Genomic DNA, 24,682 nt, shown 5'->3' with positions numbered 1-24,682 from the left:
GCCGTTCCCACGATGACTACGGGTGCCAGCAAGCGCACATTCGTCTAGCCTTGCGGGACTTGTTTTCCGCTAAAGGCCTGGAGGCCCTCCATGATCATTACCCTGAACAGCGAATCCGACAGCGGCTATCGCCAACGCATCGAACTGGAAGGCCAGGTACCGCTGTTCACCGATCTGCCGGAAGACCTGGGCGGAGAGGGCTCCGCCCCTGAACCCCACGACTATTTCGACGTTGCCCTGGGCAGCTGCAAAGCGCTTACCGTCACCTATTACGCACGCAAGAATGACATCCCACTGACGGGAATCGGCGTAGAGGTGACCCGCGATGACAGCGAAGAGCGCAAAGGGAACTACCGCCTGAACGTCAAACTCACTTTGCGCGGGCCGCTGAGCGATGAGCAGCGCGCGACCTTGCTACGCATTGCCGACAAGTGCCCAGTCCATAAACTGATGACTCAAGTGGAGGTAACCATCGAGACCCGTCTGGCCGAAGGCGATTTCGGTCAATGACGGGCACTTGGCGCCACGCTCCCGATCATCCAGCTCCATTGCATTCGTCCGCAGGAGAAGCGACATGACCATCTCTGCCCCCCTGAACATCCGACCGCGCGCCGAAGAGGTGGCCGGACAGCCTATCCTGCGCCCACTGCCGTCGGCACAGTGCCGCAGCGTCGGGCCCTTCGTCTTCTTCGATCACATGCTGCCGAGCGCCTATGAGCCTGGCCGAGGCCTGGACGTTCGCCAGCACCCGCATATCGGGCTATCGACCCTCACCTACCTGTTCGAGGGCGAGTTGCAGCACAAGGACAGCCTAGGATCGGACCAGCGGGTAAAGCCCGGAGACGTCAGCTGGATGACTGCCGGTAGCGGCGTCGCCCACGTCGAACGCACGCCGGCGGATCTGGTAAGCAGCGGATCTCGCATTCACGGTCTGCAGGTCTGGCTGGCTCTGCCTCGCGAGCTCGAGAGCTGCGCACCGAGCTACAGCCATCACCCGGCCAGCGCCCTGCCGGAACAGGAGTCCCTTGGCGTACGCATCCGGATGGTTGCAGGCACGGGCTTCTGCCTGACCTCGCCGGTGCCCGTGCTCTCCCCTACTCTCTACGCCGATCTGCAGCTGGAGGCTGGCGCCACCCTGGCCATCCCCTGCGAGCACCCGCAGCGTGCGCTCTATCTGCTCGACGGTGAGGCACTGCTGGACGACCAGCCGCTCGAACCAAACTCCCTCGTAGTACTGCCTGAAGGAGTTGAGTTCGTACTGAGTGCCTGCGGCGCCTGCCGCCTGGCGATGATCGGTGGGGAACCGCTGGACAGTCCCAGGCGGATGAACTGGAACTTCGTCGCCAGCACCCCGGAGTTGATCGAGCAGGCGCGCAGCCGCTGGGCAGCCGGCGATTGGCCGAAAGTCCCAGGCGAGTCCACCCGCATCGAGCTGCCAGACTAGTGTCGAAGCCGTGCCGGGGGCTCATCAGGGTTGCGCGAACACCTCATCGAACAAGTCGTTCATGGCCTTGTAGGCACGCAAGGCAACAGCCGGGTGGTACTGGTTGCGCCCAGGAACATTGGCATCCGGGTCAGTGAACGAATGCACCGCCCCTCCATAGCTGACCAGTTGCCAATCCACCTTGGCAGCGGTCATCTCAGCCTGGAAAGCGTCGACCTGAGCCTTGGGTACTGACGGGTCGTCCGCGCCATGCAGGACCAGAATCGGCGCCTTGATCTGGCGAGCGTCGGCAGGATCAGGCGTATCCAGGTTGCCGTGGAAAGAGACGAAGCCTTTGAGCGGCGACCCTGAGCGGGCCAGCTCAAGGATACTGCCGCCACCAAAGCAGAAGCCGATTGCACCCAGCTTGCCGGGAGCCAAGGCCACCTGCCCATCTTGTGCCTTAAGGACATCGACTGCTGCCTGCGCCCGTTTGCGCATCAACGCCCGGTCCCCCCGCACGGCCGTTGCAGCCGCCCTCGCTTCATCGGGATTGCTGGGACGGATGTCCTTGCCGTACATGTCGGCGATGAAGATGACATAGCGCTGGCCGGCAATGAGCTTGGCCTGCTCCGTAGCGGCCGGGGATACACCGAGCCAGTTGGGCACCATGACCAGGCCGGGGCGCGGTGACTTCTGCGTATCGTCATAAACCAGGGCCCCCTCGAAGGGCTTGCCGTCTATCTCGTATGGCACGGGCCGGCTGACCATCTCAGCCGCTACCGAAGTACAAAAAGCGAGCAGGAACGGGGAAAGCAGCAATTTGTTCATGGGAACGGTCTCTGCCTGGCAGTGGGACTAATAAGGTTAGACCTGCCACGCAGCCTGGGTCATGAGGTTTACAAGACGCCACTCGGCCTTGCAGCGTGCTTCGCCTGCCAGGCAAGCGCGCAGGACGACATGAAAAAGGCCCGCATTGCGGGCCTTTGGCGTTTCCAGACAAACGTCAGGCAGAAAGCTCGACCAGTAGCTTGTTGAGACGGCGCACGTAAGCAGCGGGGTCTTTCAGACTATCGCCAGCTGCCAGGGCAGCCTGGTCGAAGAGGATGTGCGACAGCTCGCCGAAGCGGTCTTCATCCTGCTCGCCGTCGAGCTTCTCGATCAGCGGGTGAGCTGGGTTGATCTCGAAGATCGGCTTGGACTCAGGCACTTTTTGGCCGCTTGCCTCGAGGATCTGACGCATCTGCAGGCCGAGGTCCTCCTCGCCAATGGCGAGAATTGCCGGCGAGTCGGTGAGGCGGTGCGACACACGCACCTCGCTGACCTGCTCCTGCAGCGATTGCTTGAGCCGCTCGATGAGCCCTTCCTTGGCCTTGGCCACTTCCTCCTGGGCCTTCTTGTCCTCTTCCGAGTCCAGTTTGCCGAGGTCGAGGTCACCACGCGCCACGTCGACGAAGGCCTTGCCTTCGAAGTCGCTCAGGTAGCTCATCAGCCACTCGTCGATGCGGTCGGTCAGCAACAGCACTTCGATGCCTTTCTTGCGGAAGACTTCCAGGTGCGGGCTGTTCTTGACCTGCGAGTAACTGTCGCCGGTGAGGTAGTAAATCTTGTCCTGGCCTTCTTTCATGCGGGCGATGTAATCGGCAAGGGCAACGCTCTGCTCCCCGGAATCATCGCTGGTGGAGGCAAAGCGCAGCAGGCCGGCGATCTTCTCCTTGTTGGCGAAGTCTTCGGCCGGGCCTTCCTTCAGCACCTGGCCGAAGTTCTTCCAGAACCCCTTGTACTGTTCGGGTTCGTTCTTTGCCAACTTCTCAAGCATGTCCAGCACACGCTTGGTCAAGGCCGACTTCATGGAGTCGATCACCGGATCTTTCTGGAGGATCTCGCGGGAAACGTTCAGCGACAGGTCATTGGAGTCCACCACACCCTTGATGAAGCGCAGGTAGAGCGGCAGGAACTGGTCGGCCTGGTCCATGATGAAAACACGCTGGACATAGAGCTTCAGTCCGCGCGGGGCTTCGCGGTGGTACAGGTCGAAGGGCGCGCGGGCCGGGACGTAGAGCAGCGAACTGTACTCCAGCTTGCCCTCCACCTTGTTGTGACTCCAGGTCAGCGGGTTCTCGAAATCGTGGGCTACGTGCTTGTAGAACTCCTGGTATTCCTCGTCCTTGACCTCCGTGCGCGGACGGGTCCACAGGGCACTGGCGCGGTTGACGGTTTCCCACTCCTGCTCGTTCGGCGCGTCTTCGCCATGGTGCTCTTTTGGCAGCTCGATGGGCAGGGCGATGTGGTCAGAGTACTTCTTGATGACGTTGCGAAGGCGCCAGCCATCGGCGAATTCCTCTTCGCCAGCCTTCAGGTGCAGGACGATGCGGGTGCCACGCTCAGCCTTGTCGATCGTCGCGACTTCGAATTGGCCCTCCCCCTTGCTCGACCAATGCACACCCGCGCTGGCCGAAAGGCCTGCACGGCGGCTGAAAACGTCAACCTTGTCGGCAACGATGAAGGCCGAGTAGAAGCCCACACCGAACTGACCGATCAGGTGCGAATCTTTTCTTTGGTCGCCCGAGAGATTCTTCAGGAAGTCGGCGGTACCGGACTTGGCGATGGTGCCCAGGTGCGCGATCACCTCGTCACGGCTCATGCCGATGCCGTTGTCTTCGAGGGTGATGGTCTTGGCATCCTTGTCGAAGCTGACACGGATCTTCAGCTCGGCGCCACCTTCCAGCAGTTCCGGGTTGGCCAGCGCCTCGAATCGCAGCTTGTCTGCCGCATCGGATGCGTTGGAAATCAGTTCGCGGAGAAAGATTTCCTTGTTCGAGTACAGGGAATGGATCATCAGGTGAAGCAGTTGCTTCACTTCTGTCTGGAAGCCCAGGGTTTCTTTTTGAGTCTCCACACTCATGGTCTTCTAACTCCACTTGGATGGCTTAGGCCGCAACAGCGGCGGATGTCATCCAGATGGGGGCATCGGCAAGGATTTCAAGTGCTTAGCCAACGCTCGCTCGCCTGCACAATGATCGACCTTCAAGGCTCGAGGAGTTCGATCCGTTCGATCTCCTCGGCACCAACACTGAAAATGGCCACCCCTGCCCCTCCCAGGCTGCGCCGGATCACCAGGCGCCCGTCCTGATCGAGACCGGCAAAGCGACCTTGCGCCATGCTGCCACGGAGCGTGGCTACACGTAGCTCGAGGTTTTGATAATCCCGGGGATTAGTCAGGAGCTGCTGGAGCGAAAAGTGCTCACGCCGATCGACCGGCAGAGACGTTGAGATGCTGCCCACCGCGTCCCGGGCTACCACCAGGGTCGCGGTTGCAGGCTGTGGAACGACCGGCGCAAGGGGCGGATAGCGATCGTTGCGAACACGCCAGCCACTGGCGTCATTCTTGAACAGCTGCAGCAGCAAATCCTGCGGCTGGCCCGCAATACGCGCCCCAACCTGCACCTCCAGCTCGCGCGCCGGCAGGCTCAAGGCTGGCAATGGACGCAAATCCACCTCACGGGTTGAGAAGCGGCGTTGCAGGTAGTCACGAATCACGTGGGCCAGGGTATCCCGGGAGTCGTAGGTCGTGTCCACCCGCCCATCGCGATATCGAAGCTGGTCCATGAACAGCTCCAACCTTCCACTGAGGGTCGTGGCGAATCGTGGCGGCAGGACCAGATGAAACTCGCCCGCCAACTTGTTCGGCGCTACCGGCTGCAGATCAAGATGCAGCGTGTAGCCACGAGGAATGCGTCGCGCCTCTGGCAGATCCTGGTCCGGCAGCACCCAACTGATCTCTACTTCTGGCTGCTTGCCGGCATCTTGTGGCAGCACGTCTAAACGCAGCGCCCCCTGAGGTTGCTCGCCCAGACGAATGACGAGCTCGCGGCGTGCATAGAAGTCATGCCCCTCGCGCAGAGTCAGGACCCCGTCGATCAGTTCGGCATGCTGCGGCAGGAAACGCTGACCATTGAGTTCGCCACGCAGACGGATGTCCAACTCAGCCAGTTGGGGCTCGTCGCCTCCCATCCAACGCAGACTGAGGATGGCCTGCAATCGTCCCGGGTCCTGGGCGGCCAGCATGGTCACACCGACCACCAGGGGGATGGCCCCCATGCTGCCAAGCACTACGGCCTTTCGCGCGATGCGCCAGTGACGCAGAGCATAGGCGAGGTTGATTGGCGGGATCAGGCTGCCAATCCCCCAGAGCAGGCTGGTACCAAAGGCCAGCATCACGAGCCAGACCAGGCCCGTGATGATCAGCAGCAGGCCTCCAAGTATCAATAACGCAACCATCAAGCGTTCCTAGGACAGGGTAACGACCGCCACCGCCGGGCTATCTCAAGGTTCATCGACTTTGAAATGGGCGCGGGCGGTCGCGATCGGTTCGGTCTGAGTCGTCTGCCAAGCAGTGATCGCGACATTGGCCACACGACGCCCCTGGCGCCACACCAGGCATTGAGCATAAGTGTCACGATAATGACCAGCACGTAGGTAATCTATCGAGAAGTCGATGATTTTCGGCATATGGGGGGCGCCCATGAACATCAACAGGTGAAGCATTGCCGCATGCTCCATGAAGCCTGCTATTACGCCGCCGTGAATGGCAGGCAAAGTGGGATTGCCGATGTTGTCCTTGTTCGCCGGTAGGCGAAAAACCACATCCTCGCCCAAGCGCAAGCACTCGATACCGATCAAGCGGGCATAGGGAATGAGGCTGATCAGCGAATCGTAGTTGTTCTGCTCGTGGGCTTCGCGCACCAATGCATTGAGATCGAGGCTCATTGAGCAGCCCCCCGCTTGGCTTCACTGTGCAATTTGATACCGCCCTGGACGGCTTTGCCCATTCGCATGAAAGCGCCCACCACGTGCGCAATCGGCTGCTTGGGGTCGTCCTGATAAGCGTAACCCCGAGTGAAGATGACGTTCGGCGTGACCCGGTAGCACTCAGCGAATCCGAAAACATCCCTATTTGGCTCAGCCGGGTGCATATAGTCGATACGCAGATCGAGAGTTGGGCAGATTTCGAACTCAGGCAGCACGCAAACAGTCGAAATGCCGCAGGTGGTATCCATCAAAGTAGTGATGGCTCCACCGTGGATCACACCGGTTTCCGGATTCCCAATGATGGAATCACTGTAAGGCAAGCGCAGGGTAAGGCCTTGTGGCGTCGCATCCTGAACACTGAGACCGAGCACCTGGCAATGGCGCAGCGCCGAGAGAAAGCGCCTGGCCTGTTCGATAAGAGTGTTTTCCGTCATGACAGCAACCTGGGCGGAGAATGGGCAAAGATCCGAATCATACCCTGCCCCATACCTCCATGCCGCGGACAAACTTCAGATTGATCAGTCCGAAAAGATTTATTGAACTTAGAAGCCGAACCGAAACTCAAAGGGCTATCTACGAGGAAAGCCCTACATGGAGGCCCAACGATGAAAAAAACCCTGTCTCTCGCCCTGCTGCTGGCTGCCAGCCTTGGTCTTGCTGCCTGCGATAAAAAGGAAGAGGCCCAGGCCCCGGCTGCACCGGCAACCGAAACCCAGCCGAGCGCTCCAGCCGCACCTGCTGCACCTGAGGCTGCTACGCCGCCCGCCAGCGAGCCTGCCCCGGCAGCTCCGAGCACTGCTCCAGCCGCTCCGGAAGAGGAAGCCCAGTAAGGCTCCTACCTCTTGGAACGACAAGGCCCGCTTATGCGGGCCTTGTCATTTAGAGCGCAGGGCTGAGCATCAACAACAGGCAGCAGACCAATCCAACCACCCAGGTAGTACTGCGCGCGGTAGCCAGATCGCGCCAGTATAGAAACAGGTAGAGAATCCGTGAAAGGATGAAGACGACTGCCAGCAGATCGACGAAATAACCCTGGGTCTGGGTTACGTGGGCCATCAGGACCCCTGCGGCGAACAACGGAAATATTTCGATGCTGTTCTGGTGTGCAGCCAATGCCCTGGCACCGAAGCCCTTGAGCTGTGCCTGCTGAGCTCGCGGGTTGCGATTATCGTAACCACCCTCCTTCTGCATCGCCTTGGCAACTGGCGCCCTTGCCACGTAGATCAGCAAGGCGGCGATGAACAGGCACCAGAACGGGATGCTCATTCCATCTTCTCCTTCGGAACATCCAGCGGCTGCGTCGGGGTGTAGACCATTACTTCCAACACATCAGAGTGAAACTCACGGCGATACAGCACGAGCACGACACCCGTGGTCGCAATCATGAAAAACCAAGGGTTGATAAACCAAGCCAACATCGCCAAACCGAAATAGTAGCTGCGCAATCCGAAGTTGAACTGGTTGGCGGCCAGCGACACTACACGCGCCGCTCGCTCGGCAAACGCCTTGCGCTCCTGTTCGGTAATGTGTTTCTCACCAACCATCGGCGCCGAGCCCACCAATACTGCTGCGAAGTTGTACTGACGCATACACCAGCTGAAAGTGAAGAAGGCATACACGAACACCACTGCCAGCCCCAACAGCTTCAGTTCGGAGATTCCTCGGCTGGCGGTCTGCACGAATGGCAGATCAGCCAGCACCGACACCGCGCGATCCGTTGAGCCAAGTACGGTGAGGATGCCAGCCAGGATGATTAGGGTGCTTGATGCGAAGAACGAAGCATTGCGCTCCAGATTGCCAATCACGCTGGCATCGGCAATGCGGTTGTCACGCAGCAATACCCGGCGCATCCAGTCTTCGCGATACAGGTGCAGGACCGAGGCCAGGCAGGCTGTGTCCTTAGCCTTCCAGATCGCGTAACGGGTGTAGCCAACCCAGCAGGCGATGAACCAGAGGATGGCCAGCAAGTGCGGTAGGTTGCGCAGAATGGTCGACATGCGGATTCCTTGTAAAAGCGGCGCGAATTATAACCGTGAGAAGTCACTCCGGGCGCCAAGAAAAAGGCCACCCGGTGGGTGGCCTTTTTGGCTGACAGAATCGTGCTCAGGCAGGTGCTGGCAACCTCCGCCCCATCAAACGATCGACCAGCACCGCGACAGTGAGCGTCATCAGAACTGGCATCAGCCAGCCCAGGCTCTGGCCAGCCAGTGGCAAGCCAGCAAACATTGCCGGAACCAGACCAGCAAAACCGGCTGCCGTCAGCCCATCCACCAAACCGAACAACAGCGCTACCGCCATGGTTGGTACAAAGACACGGCGTGGGTCGAGCCAAAAACGGTCCATAAGGCTCAAAGCCACCAGTACGATGGCCAGCGGATACAAGCCAACAAGGACGGGTACCGAGAGGCTTATCAACTGGGTCAGGCCCTGGTTGGCCACTCCCAGGCTGAACAGACCGAATACGATGACGACAGTGCGGTAAGACAGCGGCAGCATTCCACTGAAGAATTCACCACAGGCAGTCAGCAGACCAACCGCAGTAGTCAGGCACGCCAGGGTAATGACCACAGCCAACAGCAGGCTACCCGCCACCCCAAAGGTGTGCTGCACATAGGCGGTAAGGATCTGCACCCCGTTCTGCGCTTCACCGGCAATCCCCTGGCTGGTTGCGCCAAGGTAGAAGAGCGCCAGGTAGACCAGGCATAGGCCCAAGGCGGCGATAGCCCCGGCAATCACCGAATAGCGGGTTACCAGGCTCGAGTCCTTGACGCCGTGGTCGCGAATGGCAGTCGCGATGACAATGCCAAAAACCAGCGCGCCCAGCGTATCCATGGTGAGGTAGCCCTGTAGGAAACCCTCAACCAGCGGAGCGGCCTGGTACTCGGCGGAACTGCTGCCAATGGCGCCAGCAGGTGCGAACAATGCAGCACCACCCAACACAAGCAGCGCCGAAAGCAACACCGGTGTAATTAATTTGCCGACGCTATCGACCAGCTTTCCTGGATTCAAGGCCAGGAAGAGCACTGCAGCGAAATAGGCCGCACTGTAGAGGAACAGCGCCAGGCTGCTTTCTCCGGTGAATGGGGCGACCCCCATTTCAAAGGACACCACGGCAGTACGGGGCGTGGCGAAAAGTGGGCCAATAGCCAGATATACGGCCACGGCAAACAGCAGACCCGCGCGCCGGCCCAAGGGAGCCGTCAGGCGATCCATACCGCCGCCCACGCGGGCCAGCGCGATCACCGTCAACAGCGGCAGACCGACGCCCGTGAGCAGGAAACCCGCAGCCGCACGCCAGACGTTCTCGCCTGCTGCCAAGCCGGCACTCGGCGGAAAGATGATGTTTCCTGCGCCCAGGAAAAGCGCAAATGTCATGAAGCCAAGGGCTAGAAGGTCCAGACCTTTCAATCGAGTCATAAAGGGGAATACCGCTGGCAGAAATTCATAAGTTCCGAAGGGTTTCCCGTGGAGTTGGGGAAACGTCATCCATCCGTTTGGGATTGATCGCTAGTGCCCCGCCTGCGCTCTTTTGGAGCGTGGCGAGCAAGGGAATTGCAAGGTTGATGATTTTACTTCGAGTTGCACCTGACGTGGATCAGGTTGTCGGCATAGCAACCTTTTCTGTCGCTCAGCTGACAAACGGTTTCCCTTGCACAACGAATGGTTGCACCAGAAAAGCAAAGGCCACCACAAGGGGTGGCCTTTGCTTGAGTCAGAATGCCTTAGGCGTTCTTGACTTCCCAGCCAGTCAGCTCGGCCAGGGCCTTGCCGATGTCGGCCAGGGAACGCACGGTTTTCACACCAGCGTCCTGCAGCGCAGCGAACTTCTCGTCCGCAGTGCCTTTGCCACCGGAGATGATGGCGCCGGCGTGACCCATGCGCTTGCCCGGAGGGGCAGTCACACCGGCGATGTAGGACACCACCGGCTTGGTCACGTTCGCCTTGATAAACGCAGCAGCCTCTTCCTCGGCGGAACCACCGATCTCACCGATCATGACGATCGCTTCGGTCTTCGGATCTTCCTGGAACAGCTTCAGGATATCGATGAAGTTGGAGCCTGGGATCGGGTCACCGCCGATGCCCACGCAGGTGGACTGGCCGAAGCCGGCATCGGTGGTCTGCTTCACGGCTTCGTAGGTCAGGGTGCCGGAACGCGACACGATGCCTACCTTGCCCGGCAGGTGGATGTGACCCGGCATGATGCCGATCTTGCACTCGCCGGGAGTGATCACGCCCGGGCAGTTTGGACCGATCAGGCGTACGCCCAGCTCGTCGCACTTGACCTTGGCTTCCAGCATGTCAATGGTCGGAATGCCTTCGGTGATGCAGACGATCAGCTTGATGCCGCCGTTGGCCGCTTCAAGGATGGAGTCCTTGCAGAACGGAGCCGGAACGTAGATCACCGAAGCGTCTGCACCGGTGGCTTCAACGGCTTCCTTGACGGTGTTGAACACCGGTAGGCCCAGGTGGGTGGTACCGCCCTTGCCGGGAGTCACACCGCCGACCATCTTGGTGCCGTAGGCGATGGCTTGTTCGGAGTGGAAAGTACCCTGGCTACCGGTGAAGCCTTGGCAGATGACTTTGGTGTCTTTATTGATCAGGACGCTCATTACTTGCCCTCCGCGGCCTTGACGACCTGCTGTGCAGCGTCGGTCAGGCTGGTCGCCGCGATGATGTTCAGACCGCTCTCGGCCAGCACTTTGGCGCCGAGTTCAGCGTTGTTGCCTTCCAGACGGACGACGACCGGAACCTTGACGCCAACTTCCTTCACGGCACCGATGATGCCTTCGGCGATCATGTCGCAGCGAACGATGCCGCCGAAGATGTTCACCAGAACGGCTTTCACGTTGCTGTCGGAGAGGATGATCTTGAACGCTTCGGTTACGCGCTCCTTGGTTGCACCGCCGCCAACGTCGAGGAAGTTGGCCGGCTTGCCACCGTGGAGGTTGACGATGTCCATGGTACCCATGGCCAGGCCAGCACCGTTGACCATGCAACCGATGTTACCTTCCAGCGCTACGTAGTTCAGTTCCCACTTCTGCGCATGGGCTTCACGAGCGTCGTCCTGGGACGGGTCGTGCATGGCACGCAGCTTGGGCTGACGGTACATGGCGTTGCTGTCGATGTTGATCTTGGCGTCCAGGCAGTGCAGGTTGCCGTCGGCCTTGATCACCAGCGGGTTCACTTCCAGCAGGGCCAGGTCATAGTCCTGGAACAGCTTGGCCAGGCCAACGAAGATGTGGGTGAACTGCTTGACCTGGTCACCTTCCAGGCCCAGCTGGAATGCCAGCTCGCGGCCCTGGTAGGGCTGAGCGCCGACCAGCGGGTCAATGGTGGCCTTGAGGATCTTCTCGGGAGTCTCGTGGGCAACTTTCTCGATGTCCACGCCACCCTCAGTGGAGGCCATGAACACGATACGGCGGCTGGAACGATCTACCACGGCGCCCAGGTACAGTTCCTTGGCGATGTCGGTGCAGGATTCGACCAGGATTTTGCTGACCGGCTGACCATTGGCGTCAGTCTGATAGGTCACCAGGCGCTTGCCCAGCCAGTTGGCTGCGAAGGCCTTGGCATCTTCCTTGCTCTTGACCAGCTTCACGCCGCCCGCTTTACCGCGGCCGCCTGCGTGGACCTGGGCCTTCACAACCCATTCGCTGCCACCGATTTTATCGCAGGCTTCTGCGGCTTCTTCCGGGGTGTCTACGGCAAAGCCCTTGGATACGGGCAGGCCGTATTCAGCGAACAGCTGCTTACCCTGATACTCGTGGAGATTCATGCTTGTCTACCGTCTTCGTTTAGGTATTGCGCATTCGGCGCTGCATTCGTGGTGCCGCGCCACCTGTGACTGCCAGTGAAGGCAATCCGGCGGGCTTTCCGCGGCGAGCCCGAAAGCTCACGACGGGCAGCCCACCGTGGTTCCTCATCCCAGCGAAGACACGCGCGCGGCCGACGCTGGGGGATACTGCTTAGCGCTTCTTGCGGTTGGCGATGTGAATCGCGTGGCCGTTAACAGCAAGCGCCGCTTCGTGCAGAGCTTCGGAGAGCGTCGGGTGGGAGAAGACCATCATGCCGAGGTCTTCGGCACTGGTGCCGAACTCCATACCGATGGCCCCTTGCTGGACCAGCTCAGCAGCGCTCGGGCCAATCACATGAACGCCCAGGACGCGGTCGGTCTTGGCGTCGGCGATGACCTTGACCAGACCGGCGGTATCGTTGGCCGCCATGGCGCGGCCGCTGGCTGCGAACGGGAAGGTGCCGACGTTGACTTCAACGCCTTCGGCCTTCAGCGCCTGCTCCGTCTTGCCGACCCATGCGATTTCCGGGTGGGTGTAGATGACAGATGGGATCAGGTCGTAGTTCATCTGGGCTTTGTGGCCAGCGATACGCTCGGCGACCATGATGCCCTCTTCCGACGCCTTGTGGGCCAGCATCGCGCCACGAACGACGTCACCGATGGCGTAAACGCCCGGAGCGCTGGTCGCGCAGAAGTCGTCGACGTAGATGAAGCCACGCTCGTCCATGGTTACGCCGCTGTCTGCAGCCAGGAGGTCGGTGGTCACCGGGCGACGGCCGACAGCAACGATCAGCTTGTCGAAAGTCAGCTTCTGCTCGCCTTGGGCGTCAGTGAAGTTAACGGTAACCTGCTTCTTCTTGACTTCTGAGCCGGTCACGCGAGCACCCAGACGAATCTGCAGACCCTGCTTGGTGAGGATCTTCAGGGCTTCCTTGGCGATCTGATCGTCGGCAGCCGGGAGAAACTTGTCCAAGGCTTCGATGACGGTCACTTCAGCGCCCAGACGCGCCCATACCGAGCCCAGCTCAAGGCCGATTACACCAGCGCCGATAACGCCCAGCTTCTTCGGTACGGACTGGAATTCCAGGGCACCGGTGGAGTCGACGATCACGTCCTGATCTACCGGGGCCGGCGGAATGTCGACCGGCTTGGAGCCGGAGGCGAGGATCACGTTCTCGGCTTCGACGATCTGCACCTTGCCATCGGAACCGGTCACTTCCACCTGCTTGTTGGCCAGCAGCTTGCCGTGGCCTTCCAGCAGGGTCACGCCGTTGGCCTTGAACAGGGTGGCCACGCCACCAGTCAGGTTTTTGACGATAGTGTTCTTGCGACCGATCATCGCCGGTACGTCGATGGTGACGCCCTTGGTTTCGATTCCGTGGACTTTGAAGCCTTCATGGGCCTCGTGATACTTGTAGGAGCTGTCCAGCAGCGCCTTCGACGGAATGCAGCCGACGTTCAGGCAGGTGCCGCCCAGCGCGGTCTTGCCATCCTTGTCCTGGTACTTCTCGATGCAGGCGGTCTTGAGACCGAGCTGAGCCGCCTTGATGGCTGCCACGTAGCCACCTGGGCCCGCACCAATCACTACCACGTCGAATTTCTGGGTCATAACTCATTCCTTCTCGTATGAAACCGGACGGCCCCTGTATGGGGGGCCGCCGTTGGAGAGACTGCCGATCAGATGTCGAGCAGCAGACGAGCCGGGTCTTCCAGCAGGTCCTTGATGGTAACCAGGAAGCTTACAGCTTCCTTGCCATCGATCAGGCGGTGATCGTAGGACAGCGCAAGGTACATCATCGGCAGGATCACGACCTGGCCATTCACAGCCATCGGGCGCTCCTGGATCTTGTGCATGCCAAGGATCGCAGTTTGCGGAGGATTGACGATCGGGCTGGAGAGCAGCGAACCGAACACCCCACCGTTGGAGATTGTGAAGGTGCCACCCGTCATCTCTTCGATGGTCAGCTTTCCGGCCTTGGCCTTCTTGCCGAAATCGGCGATACCGCCTTCGATCTCGGCCAGGCTCATGAACTCGGCGTTGCGCAGCACCGGTACCACCAAGCCACGGTCGCTGGATACCGCAACACCGATGTCTTGGTAGCCGTGGTAAACAATGTCGTTGCCGTCGATGGAAGCATTGACACCCGGGAAGCGCTTCAGCGCCTCGGTGGCGGCCTTCACGAAGAAGGACATGAAGCCAAGGCGAACGCCGTTGTGCTTCTTCTCGAACAGATCCTTGTACTTGGCGCGCAGGTCCATGACCGGCTTCATGTTGACTTCGTTGTAGGTCGTCAGCATGGCCATGGTGGACTGTGCTTCAACCAGACGTTCGGCGACCTTGGCACGCAGGCGGGTCATTGGCACGCGCTTCTCAACGCGGTCACCTGCTGCAAAGATCGGGGCTTCGCTGGCCGGAGCGGCCGGCTTGGCAGCCGGCGCAGCCGGGGCGGATTTCTTGGCTTCAACGGCGGCGACGACGTCTTCCTTGGTCACACGACCACCCTTGCCGGTGCCAGCGATGCTGTTCGGGTCGATTCCATTCTCTTCGGCGAGCTTGCGCGCGGCTGGCGAAAGGATCGCATCATCGGCGGCTACGGGAGCGACGGTCGGAGCAGCAGGCGCGGCTGCCTGGGCTGCAGCGGCAGGTGCTGCAGCAGCGGCGCCACCAGCGTTCAGTTTGCCGAGCAGTTCGCCACTGAGGACAGTGTCACCCTCGTTCTTGACGATTTCGGTCAGCACGCCGTCGGCCTCGGCCAACACTTCCATCACGACTTTGTCGGTTTCGATGTCGACGATCAGTTCGTCGCGCTTGACCGCATCGCCCGGCTTCTTGTGCCAGGTGGCAACGGTGCCGTCAGCGACCGATTCCGGGAAGGTTGGGGCTTTGATCTCGATAGCCATTCTGTGAGTTTCCTATCTGATTCGGTTTCTTCTGCGCGAAGCGTTAAACAGTAAAGGCATCCTGCAGCAGTTTTTCCTGCTGCTCGGCGTGCATCGAGGCGTAACCGCAGGCCGGAGCTGCCGAACCTTCACGGCCGGCGTACTCGAGGAACAGGCCTTTCTTGTGGGCGCTGGCGACGCGACGCATGTGATGCTGACTGCAGTACCAGGCGCCCTGGTTCATCGGCTCTTCCTGGCACCACACGATGTGCTTGAGGTTCTTGTACTGGGCAAGTACCTCGGCCAGGTCGTCCTCAGGGAACGGATAAAGCTGTTCGATCCGAACGATGGCGATGTCTTCGCGACCTTCGGCACGGCGCTTCTCCAGCAGGTCGTAGTAGACCTTGCCGCTGCACAGGACGACGCGCTCGACCTTCTTCGGCTCAATCGGGTCGATCTCGTCAATGACGGTCTGGAACGAGCCTTCTGCCAGATCCTCCAGCGTGGAGATCGCCAGTTTGTGGCGCAGCAGCGACTTGGGCGTCAGGGCCACCAGCGGCTTGCGCAACGGGCGGATCACCTGGCGGCGCAGCATGTGGTAGACCTGGGCCGGAGTCGTCGGAACACACACCTGGATGTTGTGTTCGGCGCACAGTTGCAGGTAGCGCTCCAGGCGCGCAGAGGAGTGCTCCGGGCCCTGCCCTTCGTAGCCGTGCGGCAGCAGCATGGTCAGGCCGCAGAGACGCCCCCACTTGTGCTCGCCGCTGGTGATGAACTGGTCGATCACCACCTGGGCACCGTTGGCGAAATCACCGAACTGGGCTTCCCAGATCACCAGTGCATTAGGCATGGTGGTCGAATAACCGTATTCGAACGCCAGTACGGCCTCTTCCGAAAGGTAGGAGTCGTAAAGATCAAACTTCGGCTGGGCGTCGTACAGGTGCTGTAACGGCAGGTAGGTACCGGCCTCCTTCTGGTTGTGCAACGCAGCATGGCGGTGCGAGAAGGTGCCGCGACCAACGTCCTGGCCGGTGATGCGAACCGGATGGCCCTCGAACAACAAGGTGGCGTAGGCCATTGTCTCGGCATAGCCCCAGTTGATCGGCATCGCGCCCGCGCCCATCTTCTGGCGGTCTTCGAGGATCTTCGCAACCTGGCGCTGGACCACGAAGCCTTCCGGCATTTCCAGCAGCTTGGCAGAGAGATCCTGCAGGGTCTTGAGATCGAAGCTGGTGTCGTGACGGGCGGTCCAGGCATGGCCGAGGTAGGGGCGCCAATCGACGAACAGCTCCTTGTTGGGCTCCTTGACCAGGCTCTTGACGACATGCTGACCGTTATCCAGGGCAGCACGATATTCATCGATCTTGGCCTGCACAGCAGCCGTGTCGAGGACGTTCGACTGGGTCAGCGCATCAGCGTAGAGCTCACGGGTCGTGCGCTGCTTGGAGATTTGCTGATACATCAATGGCTGAGTACCACTCGGCTCATCGGCCTCGTTGTGGCCGCGACGACGGTAGCAAACCAAGTCGATGACCACGTCACGCTTGAACTGCATGCGATAGTCGACGGCCAGCTGGGTCACGAACAGGACCGCTTCCGGATCATCGCCGTTCACGTGCAGGATCGGCGCCTGGATCATCTTCGCCACGTCGGTGCAGTACTCAGTGGAACGCGAATCCTCTGGACGGCTGGTGGTGAAGCCTACCTGGTTGTTGATGACGATGTGGATGGTGCCGCCCGTCTTGTAACCCCGGGTCTGCGACATCTGGAAGGTTTCCATGACCACGCCTTGGCCGGCAAAGGCCGCGTCGCCATGGATGGAGATCGGCAGCACCTTGTCGCCAGTCTTGTCCTGGCGGCGATCCTGACGGGCACGTACGGAGCCTTCCACTACCGGAGAGACGATTTCCAGGTGGGACGGGTTGAACGCCAGCGCCAAGTGCACTTCGCCACCCGGAGTCATGACGTTGGAAGAAAAACCCTGGTGGTACTTCACGTCACCGGAGCTCAGGCCCTCGGTCTTCTTGCCTTCGAACTCGTCGAATAGGTCGCGCGGGTTCTTGCCGAAGGTATTGACCAGGACATTCAGACGACCTCGGTGGGCCATACCGATGACGATTTCCTGCAGGCCGTAGGAGCCGGAGCGCTGGATGATCTCATCCAGCAGCGGGATCAGGCTCTCACCACCCTCGAGGCCGAAACGCTTGGTGCCCGGGTACTTGGTACCCAGATACTTCTCGAGGCCCTCGGCAGCAGTCAGACGTTCCAGCAGGTGCCCCTGTACTTCTGCCGAAAACATCGGACGCCCACGCACGCTTTCCAAGCGCTGCTGGAACCACTTGCGCTGCTCGGAATCGACGATGTGGGTGAACTCGGCGCCGATGGTGCGGCAATATGTATCATTGAGCGTTTGCTGAATCTCGCGTAGGGTCGCCTCCTCCTTGCCGATGTAGAGCTCACCGGTGCGGAAGGTGGTGTCGAGGTCAGCATCGGTCAGGCCGTAGTGACGAATGGAAAGGTCGGCAGGCGCCGGGCGTTTCCAGAGACCAAGCGGATCGAGTGCAGAAGCCTGATGGCCCCGCATGCGGAATGCCTGGATCAGGCGAAGGACTTCGACCTGCTTCTTCTCATGCTCGCTGCTCACAGTACCAGCGGAGACCGGCTGAGCACGGCGCTGGTTCTTGGCGAGCAGGACGAAATGATCGCGTACAGTAGAATGCGAGACATCAGTGGCGAGGCTGCCGTCAGCCGGCAACTTCTGGAAGTAAGTGCGCCACTCTTCTGGCACAGCGTTGGGATCGTGCAGGTAGAGCTCATAGAGCTCTTCCACATAGGCAGCGTTACCACCGGATAGGTGGGCGCTGTTCCACATGCGCTGCATTTCGCTTTCTTGCATGCTTGGTCACCCTCGATAAGGGGACACCACCGGCGTGGAAACCGCATCGGGCTTTGAAGTCCTGGCATAGCGACTTCGGTAAAGCCACCGAGGATCCCGCAGATAGTCCGGGCACCAGCCCGGTTGCCCCTGCTGGTCATCTATATATTTTTCAAATAAGGAGCACGGCTTTGTGAGCTGCGCTCCTGGTTTTACTGCGATACCGGCAACAAACCGGTATCGCAGGTCTTACGGGTATAACAGTCGATCAGGTACCGCTCTGCAGCAGCATGTTACGTACGTGACCGATTGCCTTGGTCGGGTTCAGACCCTTGGGGCAGACGTTGACGCAGTTCATGATGCCGCGGCAGCGGAACACACTGAACGGATCGTCCAGCGCAGCCAGACGCTCTTCAGTCTTGGTGTCACGGCTGTCAGCCAGGAAACGGTAGGCTTGCAGCAGTGCAGCTGGACCGAGGAACTTGTCCGGGTTCCACCAGAACGACGGGCAGGAAGTCGAGCAGCAAGCGCACAGGATGCACTCGTACAGACCATCCAGCTTCTCTCGTTGTTCCGGCGACTGCAGACGCTCGATCGCCGGAGCGGGCGTGTCGTTCTGCAGGAAAGGCTTCACCTTCTCGTACTGCTTGTAGAAGATGCTCATATCGACCACCAGGTCACGAATGACCGGCAGCCCCGGCAGCGGGCGGATCACCAGCTTGCCGCCACGCAGCCCGGCAGCAGTCAGCGGGGTGATGCAGGCGAGACCGTTCTTGCCGTTGATGTTCATACCATCGGAACCGCAGACACCTTCACGGCAGGAGCGACGGTAGGAGAAGCCCTCGTCCTGCTCTTTGATCAGCGCTAGCACGTCGAGGACCATGATGTCCTTGCCGGCGGTATCGACCTGGAAGTCCTGCATGAACGGCGCAGCGTCCTGATCAGGGTTGTAGCGATAAACGCTTACAGTGAGAATGTTGGCTTGCGACATATCGGCCACCCTTAATAAGTACGTACTTTGGGTTCGAACGCCGGAACGGTCTTCGGCGTGAAGTTGACGGAGCGTTTGGTAACGCGCTTCTCACCCGGGAAGTACAGGGTGTGGCACAGCCAGTTCTCGTCGTCGCGATCTTCGAAGTCTTCGCGGGCGTGAGCACCGCGGGACTCTTTGCGGACCTCGGCGGCGACGGCGGTAGCCTCGGCCACTTCGAGCAGGTTTTGCAGTTCCAGCGCCTCGATGCGCGCGGTGTTGAAAGCCTGGCTCTTGTCGGCGATCTTCACCTTGGCGATTCGCTCGCGCAGCTCGGCCAGCTGGGCAATGCCCTTCTGCATGTATTCGCCGGTGCGGAACACACCGAAGTAGTTCTGCATGCAGTTTTGCAGCTCTTTACGCAGCGGCGCGACGTCTTCGCCACTGGTGCGCTCGTTCACACCGGAAAGGCGCTTGAGCGACAGCTCCAGGTCGGTTTCGCTGGCACCGCGGTGCTCGATACCTTCCTTGAGGGCTTTCTCCAAGTGCAGGCCTGCAGCGCGGCCAAATACCACCAGGTCGAGCAGCGAGTTGCCGCCCAGGCGGTTGGCGCCATGGACCGAAACGCAAGCCACTTCACCCACAGCAAACAGGCCTTCAACGATCTTGTCGTTGCCGTTGGCATCCTGGGTGATGGCCTGACCATGAATGTTGGTGGCAACGCCGCCCATCATGTAGTGGCAGGTCGGGATAACCGGGATCGGCGCAACAACAGGGTCGACGTGCGCGAAGGTCTTGGACAGTTCGCAGATGCCCGGCAGACGGCTGTGCAGCACATCCTCACCCAAGTGATCCAGCTTCAGCAGCACGTGATCACCATCCGGGCCACAGCCGTTGCCAGCGATGACTTCCTTGACCATGGAGCGCGCGACAACGTCACGACCAGCCAGGTCCTTGGCGTTCGGAGCATAACGCTCCATGAAGCGCTCACCATGCTTGTTGATCAGGTAGCCACCCTCGCCACGGCAGCCTTCGGTCACCAGCACGCCAGCACCGGCGATGCCAGTGGGGTGGAACTGCCACATTTCGATGTCCTGCACCGGAACACCGGCACGCAGGGCCATGCCCACGCCATCACCAGTGTTGATCAGGGCGTTGGTGGTGGACGCATAAATGCGGCCAGCGCCACCAGTAGCCAAGACCACGGCTTTGGAGCGGATGTAGACGGTTTCACCGGTCTCAAGGCAGATCGCGATGATGCCCACGATGGCGCCATCCTGGTTTTTCACCAGATCAACGGCATACCACTCGTTGAGGAACGAAGTGCCGCTCTTCAGGTTGGCCTGATACAGCGTATGCAGCAGGGCGTGACCGGTACGGTCGGCCGCAGCACAGGTACGGGCGGCCTGACCACCCTTGCCAAAGTCCTTGGACTGACCGCCGAATGGACGCTGGTAGATACGACCCTGTTCTGTGCGGGAGAAAGGCAGACCCATGTGTTCCAGCTCGAACACGGCCTCAGGGCCAACGGAGCACATATATTCGATGGCATCCTGGTCACCGATGTAGTCGGAGCCCTTGACGGTGTCGTACATATGCCAGCGCCAATCATCATTCGGGTCGGCCGAAGCAATGGCACAAGTGATCCCACCCTGGGCGGAAACAGTGTGGGAACGGGTTGGGAAAACCTTGGTGACCACAGCAGTCTTGTGGCCGCCCTGCGCCAGTTGCAGTGCCGCGCGCATGCCGGCACCACCACCACCTACGATGATGGCGTCAAAAGAGAGAGTACGAATGCTAGCCATGGATCAGACACCCCAGAGAATCTGCACACCCCAGACGAAGAACGCGAACATTGCCATGCCGCATACCGCCTGGAAGAGGAAACGCACTACAGTCGCCGCCTTACCTAGCGCCATGGGCGTCAGGTAGTCAGTGGAGATGGTCCACATGCCGACCCACGCGTGAACGCTGAGGGCAACAAGGGCCAGCAGACTGAAGATACGCATCCAAGTGTGGGAGAACAGGCCATGCCATTCGGCATAGGTCAGACCTGGATTGAATACCAGATAGCCCAGCAAGAAGAGAAAGAAAGCCGCGAGAACGACAGCGGAAACGCGCTGAGCCATCCAATCATAGAGGCCAGAACGCGAGAAGTTCGTGACATTGGTTACCATACCCACACCCCCAGCAGCACGATCAGCACCGCGGAAACGGCGATGACGATTTTCGAGCCCAGCTTGCCGCCCTCGAGCGTCTCGCCGACGCCCGCATCCATTACCAGGTGGCGCACGCCGGCGACCAGGTGATAAAGAAGTGCGGATAGGAGGCCCCAAATCACAAACTTGGCCAGCGCGCTGGTCAAACACGCTTTCACCTGCTCGAAGCCTTCCTCAGAGCCCAGCGATTTGTCGAGCGCATAAAGCAGCACGGCAATGCCGACAAAGAGAATGACGCCAGAAATACGATGCAGGATGGACGTGTAAGCAGTGATGGGGAGTTTGATGGTCCTGAGATCTAGGTTTACAGGTCGTTGGCTATTCACGGCTTTTTTTCACACTGAGGCCCCTAACAAACAGGGCAAGTTGTCGGGAAGTGCACTGATCAGGTACCCCTCACCAAAGGGAGTGCCGACCTCCAGAATATGGGCGCAAGGCCCCTGGCGATCGGGCGCTGAGTATAGACAGTTAGCAGACTAATGACAATGCGAAGTCCTGCCCCTAAAAGCGGATTGCGCTGCCTATGCAAAAGGCGTAAATAGCCCGCTTTTTTCCACAAAAAACCCGCGCAAACCCCTCTGCTGTATGGGTTTCTTCAAATTGACATTCAAATTTATCTCTCTATAGTGTTCCGGGCCCTGCGTGGGGGGCTGTCTGATGATTTCAAGCATAACTAGGAGGCCGCTATGGCTGACAAAAAAGCGCAGTTGATCATCGAGGGCGCAGCCCCCGTCGAGCTGCCCGTTCTGTCCGGTACCGTGGGTCCCGATGTAGTCGATGTGCGGGGCCTTACCGCCACGGGCTGCTTCACCTTTGATCCTGGCTTTATGTCGACCGCCTCTTGCGAGTCGAAAATCACCTACATCGACGGCGACAAGGGCGTATTGCTCCACCGCGGTTACCCGATCGAGCAGCTCGCGGAGAAGTCCGACTACCTGGAGACCTGCTACCTGCTGCTGAACGGCGAACTGCCGAACGCAGACCAGAAGGCCCAGTTCGTAGGCACCATCAAGAACCACACCATGGTTCACGAGCAGCTGAAGAGCTTCTTCAACGGCTTCCGTCGTGACGCCCACCCCATGGCGATCATGTGCGGTGTAGTAGGCGCGCTCTCCGCCTTCTACCACGACTCCCTGGACATCAATAATCCGCAGCACCGCGAAGTATCGGCGATGCGCCTGGTCGCCAAGATGCCGACCATCGCCGCCATGGCCTACAAGTACTCCATGGGCCAGCCGATGATGTATCCGCGTAACGACCTGAATTACGCAGAAAACTTCCTGCACATGATGTTCAACACCCCGGCCGAGATCAAACCGATCAGCCCAGTGCTGGCTCGCGCAATGGATCGTATCTTCATCCTGCACGCCGACCATGAGCAGAACGCATCCACCTCCACCGTACGACTGGCCGGCTCCTCTGGCGCCAACCCCTTCGCCTGTATCGCCGCCGGCATCGCTGCGCTCTGGGGTCCGGCTCACGGTGGTGCCAACGAAGCCGTGCTGACCATGCTGGACGAGATCGGTGACGTCTCCAATATCGAGAAGTTCGTGGCGAAGGCCAAGGACAAGAATGACCCGTTCAAGCTGATGGGCTTCGGCCACCGCGTCTACAAGAACTTTGACCCCCGCGCCAAGGTCATGAAGCAGACCTGCGACGAAGTTCTTGCTGAACTCGGCATCAACGATCCACAGCTGGAACTGGCAATGAAGCTGGAAGAGATTGCACGTAACGATCCTTACTTCAAGGAGCGCAACCTCTACCCGAACGTGGACTTCTACTCGGGCATCATCCTGAAGGCCATTGGCATCCCAACCAGCATGTTCACCGTGATCTTCGCCCTGGCACGCACTGTCGGCTGGATCTCCCACTGGAAGGAAATGCTCTCCAGCCCGTACAAGATCGGCCGCCCGCGCCAGCTGTACACCGGATACGAACAGCGCGATTTCGTGCAACTGGACGCTCGCAGATAACGCAATCGGAACGAAAAAAGGCTGCCAATGGCAGCCTTTTTTACTTTTCACACATCAATGCTGCTCAGCACGCTCACGCATCGCCTTCAGAGTGTTGAACGGCGCATCGACAACGAAGCTATTGGCCAGCCAGGAAGGCACGCTACCTCCCGGCTCGGTATGTGCCTGATAGGTGACCTCGACCTCCCCCACTCCTTTCGGCACCAGCCTCCATAAGCCGTCAACGCGATTAACTCTCACGAAGCCCTTGGACTTCGGAAGATAATCCGGCGCAGCCTCCAACAACCGCGTCACACTACCATCCGCTCCCAGCTGCGAGGTGACATGCAGGACCGAGTCCCGCGGCGTGACCGGCCACGGCGTATTGAAACGGGTATAAGTCCAGCTTTGAGCGCCGTCACTCTTCAATAGCCTCTGCTCTTGGCATTCATGAATCCAGGCACACGAGCCAACCACATCCTCCTGGAGCTGGCGCAACCTCGCAATATCGGTTTTCATGACCGCTACCCCACGATAAGCCTTGTACCGAGAGCCGGGTACTTCGCTGAGATAGACCTTGATACCATCCTCATCCTTGACCAGCTTCCAATCCTCGGCTTCAGCAGCCCCAGCCGCAAGCAATCCAAGCAAGCAAAGCACGGTTGCCCTATTCAAAATCCCCATGTTTCCCCCATGATCCGTTAGGAACAGCCACAGACTGCCCGATAGGCTGTATCACCGACGTCGCAGACTCAAGCCAGCCGAGCAGCCGGAGGGCCTCCTCCCGGCTTTGACCGCAGACCTCGGGATCAGCCTCGAAGGCCGAGCACACTGCTGGACGACGCGGATCACCGAAGAGCTGACAAAGGTTATCCATGGAAAGATGGAGACAACGCTCTCCCGCGGGCTTGCCTTCCGGCATACCAGGTATCGGCGAACTGATTGATGGGGCGATGCAGCAGGCGCCGCATCCAGCACGGCATTGCATAGTGTCAGGACCTCGGAAACCATAGCGGGGCTTGAAGTGGCGCTCATTTTACTTGGGTGCCTGACGGATTGGCATAGCCGCACTAGAGTCTCCGCCGGACAGATACGCCACCAAGTGACGCGCATGGACCTCGAGCTGGACCTCCTCCCTTCCCCGAAGATCAACCCACTGGAGGGCGCCGGATTCGGTGCAGAAGCTCCGCAATGCCGACACCAGGCAATTTACATTCCCGCGGCTCGCTCCCGGTCCGGCAAACGCGATGCGACGATCAGGGAGTGTCGCCCCGGATGGACCAGATAGCCGTTCGCCACCGCCCCGCCTCCAGCCAAGATAGAGGCGATTGAATCTCGTATCCGCCAACTCAACCGCCAGCCTCACCCCACGTTCATGATCATCCGAAAATGTCACGCTGTAGGAGCTCAGCTGATCATTGCCACAACGCAGATGACCGCGCAGGATCAACCTGTCCCCTTGGCGCTCGAAGCTTTCCAGGCTCTGCTCGAAGCATGATAGGTCCCGCTGCTCGGCCAACCGCGTTTGCCAATACCCCTCGCGCTCACTGGTCCGGCCAACTCCGGAACCAACGAACCCGCCTCGCACTTCCCATAATGGACCGCCTGACGACCTTTGAGCCTGGATAAAGAAGCCCTGCCCAAGCCAGCGGAGTCGATATCGACCGAAAACGAAGTCCCGGGGAACAACAAAGGCCGGAGGCACGACCAACTCGAGCACCACAGGCCTGGAACTCCAGGCCTCCTGGGCGCGCATA

The 24,682-nt window shown here is 59.9% G+C and carries 22 protein-coding genes and 1 pseudogene; 4 read left to right on the top strand and 19 right to left on the bottom strand.

The features are described 5' to 3' along the window. Positions 1-90: 90 nt before the first annotated feature. Together OXH74_RS19780 and OXH74_RS19775 are read left to right on the top strand one after the other, a co-directional pair. Positions 91-510, top strand: a complete 420-nt coding sequence (locus tag OXH74_RS19780) for an OsmC family protein (RefSeq protein ID WP_375738474.1) — start codon at positions 91-93, stop codon at positions 508-510. 70 nt (positions 511-580) lie between these two features. After that, positions 581-1,444 (top strand): pirin family protein, encoded by an 864-nt coding sequence (locus tag OXH74_RS19775; RefSeq protein ID WP_375741652.1) that lies wholly within the window; start codon positions 581-583, stop codon positions 1,442-1,444. Positions 1,445-1,468: 24 nt separating this feature from the next. On the opposite strand, the gene OXH74_RS19770 is transcribed toward OXH74_RS19775, so the two are convergent. From OXH74_RS19770 to OXH74_RS19750, 5 genes are all read right to left on the bottom strand, one after another. Continuing rightward, on the bottom strand, positions 1,469-2,254 hold the full coding sequence (locus OXH74_RS19770; RefSeq protein ID WP_375738473.1) for a dienelactone hydrolase family protein: 786 nt from the start codon (positions 2,252-2,254) through the stop codon (positions 1,469-1,471). 175 nt (positions 2,255-2,429) lie between these two features. Next, the gene (gene htpG / locus OXH74_RS19765; RefSeq protein ID WP_375738472.1) at positions 2,430-4,328 is read right to left on the bottom strand and encodes a molecular chaperone HtpG; all 1,899 of its coding nucleotides are present in this window, start codon (positions 4,326-4,328) and stop codon (positions 2,430-2,432) included. A gap of 122 nt (positions 4,329-4,450) precedes the next feature. Then, entirely contained in the window at positions 4,451-5,704 is a 1,254-nt protein-coding gene (locus OXH74_RS19760; RefSeq protein ID WP_375738471.1) for an MFS transporter, read from the bottom strand. A gap of 45 nt (positions 5,705-5,749) precedes the next feature. Beyond that, on the bottom strand, positions 5,750-6,193 hold the full coding sequence (locus OXH74_RS19755; protein ID WP_375738470.1) for a PaaI family thioesterase: 444 nt from the start codon (positions 6,191-6,193) through the stop codon (positions 5,750-5,752). Further along, on the bottom strand, positions 6,190-6,669 hold the full coding sequence (locus tag OXH74_RS19750; RefSeq protein WP_375738469.1) for a PaaI family thioesterase: 480 nt from the start codon (positions 6,667-6,669) through the stop codon (positions 6,190-6,192). Before OXH74_RS19750 ends, OXH74_RS19755 begins: the two co-directional genes overlap by 4 nt. Before the next feature lie 171 nt (positions 6,670-6,840). On the opposite strand from OXH74_RS19750, the gene OXH74_RS19745 reads away from it, so the two are divergent. Then, positions 6,841-7,065, top strand: a complete 225-nt coding sequence (locus OXH74_RS19745) for a hypothetical protein (protein WP_375738468.1) — start codon at positions 6,841-6,843, stop codon at positions 7,063-7,065. Between the two features lie 49 nt (positions 7,066-7,114). Here the strand turns inward: OXH74_RS19745 and OXH74_RS19740 are convergent, their stop codons facing one another. The 12 genes from OXH74_RS19740 to sdhC form a co-directional block, all read right to left on the bottom strand. After that, a complete protein-coding gene (locus OXH74_RS19740) occupies positions 7,115-7,501 on the bottom strand; it encodes an MAPEG family protein (RefSeq protein ID WP_375738467.1) in 387 nt (128 codons plus the stop codon). After that, positions 7,498-8,232 carry a DUF599 domain-containing protein gene (locus OXH74_RS19735; RefSeq protein ID WP_215370391.1) on the bottom strand — a complete coding sequence of 245 codons (735 nt, stop codon included), beginning with the start codon at positions 8,230-8,232 and terminating at the stop codon, positions 7,498-7,500. Before OXH74_RS19735 ends, OXH74_RS19740 begins: the two co-directional genes overlap by 4 nt. Before the next feature lie 106 nt (positions 8,233-8,338). Then, positions 8,339-9,652, bottom strand: a complete 1,314-nt coding sequence (gene brnQ, locus OXH74_RS19730; protein WP_215370806.1) for a branched-chain amino acid transport system II carrier protein — start codon at positions 9,650-9,652, stop codon at positions 8,339-8,341. Between the two features lie 305 nt (positions 9,653-9,957). Then, entirely contained in the window at positions 9,958-10,845 is an 888-nt protein-coding gene (gene sucD, locus OXH74_RS19725) for a succinate--CoA ligase subunit alpha (RefSeq protein WP_215370388.1), read from the bottom strand. Then, complete coding sequence (sucC, locus tag OXH74_RS19720) at positions 10,845-12,011, bottom strand: ADP-forming succinate--CoA ligase subunit beta (protein ID WP_375738466.1); 1,167 nt, start codon at positions 12,009-12,011, stop codon at positions 10,845-10,847. Before sucC ends, sucD begins: the two co-directional genes overlap by 1 nt. Positions 12,012-12,201: 190 nt before the next feature. Next, complete coding sequence (gene lpdA / locus OXH74_RS19715; RefSeq protein WP_375738465.1) at positions 12,202-13,638, bottom strand: dihydrolipoyl dehydrogenase; 1,437 nt, start codon at positions 13,636-13,638, stop codon at positions 12,202-12,204. 68 nt (positions 13,639-13,706) lie between these two features. Next, positions 13,707-14,930 carry a 2-oxoglutarate dehydrogenase complex dihydrolipoyllysine-residue succinyltransferase gene (gene odhB, locus OXH74_RS19710; RefSeq protein WP_375738464.1) on the bottom strand — a complete coding sequence of 408 codons (1,224 nt, stop codon included), beginning with the start codon at positions 14,928-14,930 and terminating at the stop codon, positions 13,707-13,709. Positions 14,931-14,973: 43 nt separating this feature from the next. Further along, positions 14,974-17,805, bottom strand: coding sequence for a 2-oxoglutarate dehydrogenase E1 component (locus tag OXH74_RS19705; RefSeq protein WP_375738463.1), 2,832 nt, complete (start codon positions 17,803-17,805; stop codon positions 14,974-14,976). Between the two features lie 247 nt (positions 17,806-18,052). After that, the gene (locus tag OXH74_RS19700) at positions 18,053-18,760 is read right to left on the bottom strand and encodes a succinate dehydrogenase iron-sulfur subunit (protein ID WP_215370801.1); all 708 of its coding nucleotides are present in this window, start codon (positions 18,758-18,760) and stop codon (positions 18,053-18,055) included. Positions 18,761-18,786: 26 nt separating this feature from the next. Then, a complete protein-coding gene (gene sdhA / locus OXH74_RS19695; RefSeq protein ID WP_215370371.1) occupies positions 18,787-20,559 on the bottom strand; it encodes a succinate dehydrogenase flavoprotein subunit in 1,773 nt (590 codons plus the stop codon). Between the two features lie 3 nt (positions 20,560-20,562). Beyond that, entirely contained in the window at positions 20,563-20,931 is a 369-nt protein-coding gene (sdhD, locus tag OXH74_RS19690; RefSeq protein ID WP_215370368.1) for a succinate dehydrogenase, hydrophobic membrane anchor protein, read from the bottom strand. After that, a complete protein-coding gene (gene sdhC / locus OXH74_RS19685; protein ID WP_215370365.1) occupies positions 20,925-21,299 on the bottom strand; it encodes a succinate dehydrogenase, cytochrome b556 subunit in 375 nt (124 codons plus the stop codon). Before sdhC ends, sdhD begins: the two co-directional genes overlap by 7 nt. A 360-nt stretch (positions 21,300-21,659) precedes the next feature. Between sdhC and gltA the strand changes: the two genes are divergently transcribed. After that, a complete protein-coding gene (gene gltA / locus OXH74_RS19680) occupies positions 21,660-22,946 on the top strand; it encodes a citrate synthase (protein ID WP_215370361.1) in 1,287 nt (428 codons plus the stop codon). Positions 22,947-23,000: 54 nt separating this feature from the next. On the opposite strand, the gene OXH74_RS19675 is transcribed toward gltA, so the two are convergent. Then, a complete protein-coding gene (locus tag OXH74_RS19675; protein WP_375738462.1) occupies positions 23,001-23,609 on the bottom strand; it encodes an START domain-containing protein in 609 nt (202 codons plus the stop codon). Positions 23,610-23,664: 55 nt separating this feature from the next. Further along, positions 23,665-23,913, bottom strand: a pseudogene (locus OXH74_RS19670) (YkgJ family cysteine cluster protein); the annotation flags it as partial. Positions 23,914-24,682: the final 769 nt, after the last annotated feature.

This window comes from Metapseudomonas boanensis (genome assembly GCF_042232855.1).
GTDB classification, from domain to species: Bacteria; Pseudomonadota; Gammaproteobacteria; order Pseudomonadales; family Pseudomonadaceae; genus Metapseudomonas; species Metapseudomonas boanensis.
Note: the sequence above shows the minus strand (reverse complement) of the source record. Positions and strands in the feature narration are given on the sequence as shown.

What these genes read in the sequence shown, in the direction of transcription:
- OXH74_RS19705 (WP_375738463.1), bottom strand. Translation starts at nt 17,805, where the DNA reads ATGCAAGAAAGCGAAATGCAGCGCATGTGGAACAGCGCCCACCTATCC.
- sucC (WP_375738466.1), bottom strand. Translation starts at nt 12,011, where the DNA reads ATGAATCTCCACGAGTATCAGGGTAAGCAGCTGTTCGCTGAATACGGC.
- odhB (WP_375738464.1), bottom strand. Translation starts at nt 14,930, where the DNA reads ATGGCTATCGAGATCAAAGCCCCAACCTTCCCGGAATCGGTCGCTGAC.
- OXH74_RS19735 (WP_215370391.1), bottom strand. Translation starts at nt 8,232, where the DNA reads ATGTCGACCATTCTGCGCAACCTACCGCACTTGCTGGCCATCCTCTGG.
- OXH74_RS19760 (WP_375738471.1), bottom strand. Translation starts at nt 5,704, where the DNA reads ATGGTTGCGTTATTGATACTTGGAGGCCTGCTGCTGATCATCACGGGC.
- OXH74_RS19780 (WP_375738474.1), top strand. Translation starts at nt 91, where the DNA reads ATGATCATTACCCTGAACAGCGAATCCGACAGCGGCTATCGCCAACGC.
- gltA (WP_215370361.1), top strand. Translation starts at nt 21,660, where the DNA reads ATGGCTGACAAAAAAGCGCAGTTGATCATCGAGGGCGCAGCCCCCGTC.
- OXH74_RS19745 (WP_375738468.1), top strand. Translation starts at nt 6,841, where the DNA reads ATGAAAAAAACCCTGTCTCTCGCCCTGCTGCTGGCTGCCAGCCTTGGT.
- OXH74_RS19770 (WP_375738473.1), bottom strand. Translation starts at nt 2,254, where the DNA reads ATGAACAAATTGCTGCTTTCCCCGTTCCTGCTCGCTTTTTGTACTTCG.
- OXH74_RS19675 (WP_375738462.1), bottom strand. Translation starts at nt 23,609, where the DNA reads ATGGGGATTTTGAATAGGGCAACCGTGCTTTGCTTGCTTGGATTGCTT.
- sucD (WP_215370388.1), bottom strand. Translation starts at nt 10,845, where the DNA reads ATGAGCGTCCTGATCAATAAAGACACCAAAGTCATCTGCCAAGGCTTC.
- sdhA (WP_215370371.1), bottom strand. Translation starts at nt 20,559, where the DNA reads ATGGCTAGCATTCGTACTCTCTCTTTTGACGCCATCATCGTAGGTGGT.
- OXH74_RS19750 (WP_375738469.1), bottom strand. Translation starts at nt 6,669, where the DNA reads ATGACGGAAAACACTCTTATCGAACAGGCCAGGCGCTTTCTCTCGGCG.
- OXH74_RS19740 (WP_375738467.1), bottom strand. Translation starts at nt 7,501, where the DNA reads ATGAGCATCCCGTTCTGGTGCCTGTTCATCGCCGCCTTGCTGATCTAC.
- lpdA (WP_375738465.1), bottom strand. Translation starts at nt 13,638, where the DNA reads ATGACCCAGAAATTCGACGTGGTAGTGATTGGTGCGGGCCCAGGTGGC.
- htpG (WP_375738472.1), bottom strand. Translation starts at nt 4,328, where the DNA reads ATGAGTGTGGAGACTCAAAAAGAAACCCTGGGCTTCCAGACAGAAGTG.
- brnQ (WP_215370806.1), bottom strand. Translation starts at nt 9,652, where the DNA reads ATGACTCGATTGAAAGGTCTGGACCTTCTAGCCCTTGGCTTCATGACA.
- OXH74_RS19755 (WP_375738470.1), bottom strand. Translation starts at nt 6,193, where the DNA reads ATGAGCCTCGATCTCAATGCATTGGTGCGCGAAGCCCACGAGCAGAAC.
- sdhD (WP_215370368.1), bottom strand. Translation starts at nt 20,931, where the DNA reads ATGGTAACCAATGTCACGAACTTCTCGCGTTCTGGCCTCTATGATTGG.